General features: G+C 56.6%; 2 protein-coding genes and 2 pseudogenes. All 4 read left to right on the forward strand.

Annotation, left to right across the window (positions count from 1 at the left end; translation table 11 throughout):
* The coding region (locus VJ956_RS14910) for a DUF932 domain-containing protein (protein WP_324085831.1) at positions 1 to 571 on the forward strand (571 nt) is incomplete at its 5' end.
* An 87-nt stretch (positions 572 to 658) separates the two neighbouring features.
* Entirely contained in the window at positions 659 to 1,660 is a 1,002-nt protein-coding gene (locus VJ956_RS14915; protein ID WP_324085832.1) for a lambda-exonuclease family protein, read from the forward strand.
* Between the two features lie 62 nt (positions 1,661 to 1,722).
* Positions 1,723 to 2,250: pseudogene (locus VJ956_RS14920) on the forward strand (hydrolase or metal-binding protein); the annotation flags it as partial.
* A gap of 68 nt (positions 2,251 to 2,318) precedes the next feature.
* Positions 2,319 to 3,703 (forward strand): annotated as a pseudogene (locus VJ956_RS14925) (IS3 family transposase); the annotation flags it as partial.

Genomic DNA, 3,703 nt, shown 5'->3' on the forward strand with positions numbered 1-3,703 from the left:
GCTCAAGGGCAACGACCAGACCAATGCCTACGTGCTGCTGGCCACCGCCTGTGACGGCACCATGGCCACGACAGCTCAGTTCACGAGTATTCGTGTTGTATGTAACAACACTCTGGCCGTCGCTCTGAAGGGCTCCACCGCCACCGCCGTCAAGGTGAAGCACAACACGGCCTTTGATGCGGATCTGGTGAAGAAGCAGCTGGGCATCTCGGTCTCCGCCTGGGACGACTTCATGTACCGCCTGAAGACCTTGAGCGAACGGAAGGTGAAAACCACAGAGGCCAGGAACTATTTCCTCAAGGTGTTCACCGATGATTCCGGCGCTGGCGTAGGCAAAACCAACGAACGCTCCATGGCGAAGGCTCTGGGGTTGTATGAAGGCGAGGGCATGGGTGCAAACTTGGCATCCTCAGAAGGCACGGCCTATGGCCTGTTGAATGCGGTAACGGAATTCATCGATCACCAACGCCGGGCGAAAACCGTGGACCACCGGTTGGACTCGGCCTGGTTCGGAACCGGTGCTGCTGTCAAGAATCGTGCATTAGAACAGGCCATGTCACTCGTGGCCTGAGCCAATCCCACAAATCTCAAAACCGCCATAAAGCCCACCGGAGCCTGATGCTCTGGTGGGCTTTTTTTATGTCTGGAGGAAAACACCATGGGCATGAGTGCGAACACAATTCAGAAACAACGACCGGCATTGCGCCTTGTCTCCACCAAGGGCCTCAGCCGGGACGAATGGCTGAAGGTGCGCAAGCAGGGCATTGGCAGTAGCGATGCCGCTGCCGCTGTTGGCATGAACCCTTACCAGTCCCAACTAGAACTCTGGATGGTCAAAACCGGCAGGGATGCGGGTTTGCCGAAACCGGATTCCGACGATCCCACTTCACCGGTCTACTGGGGCCACATCCTGGAACCGATTGTGGCCGAACAGTACAGCCAGCAAACGGGCCGCAAAGTGCGAAGAGTGAATGCCGTGCTTCAGCATCCCGATCTCGAAAGGCATTGGATGCTGGCCAACCTGGATTACTCCGTGGTGGGAAATCACGACGTTCAGATCTTGGAATGCAAAACGGCCGGGGAGTTCGGGTCACGACTCTGGAAAGAGGGCGTGCCGGACTACATCCAGTGCCAGGTCCAGCACCAACTGGCCGTTACCGGCAAACAATCGGCAGACGTGTGCGTGCTGCTGTGTGGCCAGGAACTCAAGATCTACCGCATTGACCGGAATGAGGAGCTGATCGAGGCACTGTATGTGCTGGAGCGCCAATTCTGGGATTTCGTGGAAACGGACACGCCACCACCGGTGGACGGTACCGATTCTGCCGAACGTGCCCTGCGTCATCTGTACCCAGTGGACCAAGGGGAGACCCTGGACTTCAGCCAAAGCAAGGAACTGTCGGATGCGTTTGACGAGCTGCTGGCCATCCGCTCGGAAATGGAAAGCCTCAAATCCACCGAATCCCATCTGAAACAGCGAATCGAAAGCCAGATGGGCGAAGCCTCAAAGGCCACCTTCCTAAGCGGAAGTGTGAGCTGGAAACGGAGCAAGGATTCCGTCGGGCTCAATGTGAAGCAACTGCTGCAGGATCGGCCAGAGCTTCTGGAGCAATACCCCCTCACCAAGCCGGGCAGTCGTCGGTTCCTCATTCAAGCATAAAACCCTCATTGGCCACGCGGGCGTGACGAGTGCCCCGTGGTCCTTTTTAATGGAGAGATATCATGATTAAAGGTTTAGCCATCACGCCTCCCGTGTTGGGGCGTATCAGCATTGGCCGGGTTGTTGAAAAGAACGGCATCCGGCTTCCTCAGAAAGACGACCAGTTCACCATCACCTCTCAGATTCAAGAGAAGGATGCAGGATGGCTTTTGCATCCCATGGACGAGGAGCTCAGAAAGGATGCTCCCAACGGCAAACTGCGAACCATCCCGGTACGCATGCTGTTCAACGATGCGGATTTGAATCTGCGGGCTGAGTACACCATGTTCGACCGCAAAAGCGGGCGGCCCATGTGTGTCGGTAATGGCGACACCTGTAAGCGTCTGACGCAATCAGGAGTGCAGTCTTTGCCGTGCCCTGGGCCAACGTTGTGTGAGTTCGGCAAGGGTGGACTGTGCAAGCCGTATGGCCGCCTGAACGTGAAGGTCGGTGACGATGATGATCTTGGCACCTTCATCTTCCGGACGACCGGCTATAACAGCATCCGCACGCTAGCGGCCAGGTTGAGCTACTACCAGGCGGTCTCTGGTGGTCCCCCTCTGGCAGGATAGTTGGCACTACTTAATTTTTAACCAGTTGGGCGGTTCAGGTGTTGATAGTGCCTCGTTACTCGGACGAACGTAAAGCGGCGGTTCTGGCAAAATTGTCCCCGCCCCACAGCATGACGGTTGCGGCTCTGGCCAGGGCGGAAGGCATTTCGGATCAGACCCTTTATAATTGGCGGACACTAGCCAGAGAAGAAGGTCGTCCTGTGCCCGGATCCAAAGCCAGATCAGAGCAGTGGTCAGCAGAAGCCAAGCTTGCCACTGTGATAGAGACAGCCACGCTGTCGGAAGAAGAACTCAGCCAGTATTGCCGGGAAAAAGGTCTTTACCCGGAGCAGGTCCGTCGTTGGAAAGAAGAGTCCCTGCAAGGCTTTCAGCGCAGTGCCGAGCGAGAAAAACAACTTCGCAAGAAAAGTCAGACTGACCAGAAGCAGATCAAGAAACTGGAGCGGGAACTGCGGCATAAGGAAAAGGCGTTGGCTGAAACGGCCGCGTTACTGGTGCTGCGAAAAAAGCTGAATGCGCTCTGGGAGGACGACAGCGGGGACGATTGACCCCGGACCCTGAGCGCAGGGAAATGATTGATCTGATCCAGGAAGCCAAAGGTGCTGGAGCCCGGTTGTTCCGGGCCTGTGATGAGGCAGGCATTGGCCTGCGCACCTATCGTCGCTGGTTCCGTGAAGGTTCGGTACAAGTAGATAAGCGCCCGGAGGCACCTCGTCCGGAACCGGCGAACAAGCTCAGTGAAGAGGAGAAACAGAGGATTCTGTCGACCTGTAACTCAGCTCGTTACCAAAGCTTGCCACCACCCCAGATCGTGCCATCTCTGATGGACGAAGGGTTGTACCTGGCCTCTGAGTCGTCGTTTTATCGGATCCTGAAAGCTCATAATCAGTTGAGCCATCGAGGCCAGAGTCTGGCTCCCCGACGCTCAAGAGAAGCAACAACGCATCATGCCCAGGGCCCGTGTGAACTCTGGTGTTGGGACATTACCTACTTGGCCTCCACCGTTCGTGGGCAGTTCTACTACCTGTATATGTTTGAAGACGTGTACAGCCGGAAGATCGTGGGGTACGAGGTCTACGAAGCTGAAAGCGGCGACTATGCCGCCGAACTGTTGCAGCGCTGCCTACTGCGGGAGAAATGTCTCCACCGACCGTTGGTGCTGCACTCTGACAACGGTGCACCGATGAAGGCCCAGACCATGAAGGCGAAGCTCGAAGAGCTGGGCGTCTTGCCTTCCTACAGTCGGCCCCGGGTCAGTAATGACAATGCGTTCGCCGAGTCGCTGTTCAAGACTCTGAAATACCGGCCCGAATGGCCCTCATCGGGCTTTAAGAGCCTGGAGGATGCCCGGCGCTGGGTGGGTGGCTTCGTGAACTGGTACAACACCGAACACAAGCACAGCAAGCTGAGGTTCGTGACACCGGAAGAGCGA

Source organism: Marinobacter sp., from assembly GCF_035268745.1.
GTDB lineage: Bacteria > Pseudomonadota > Gammaproteobacteria > Pseudomonadales > Oleiphilaceae > Marinobacter.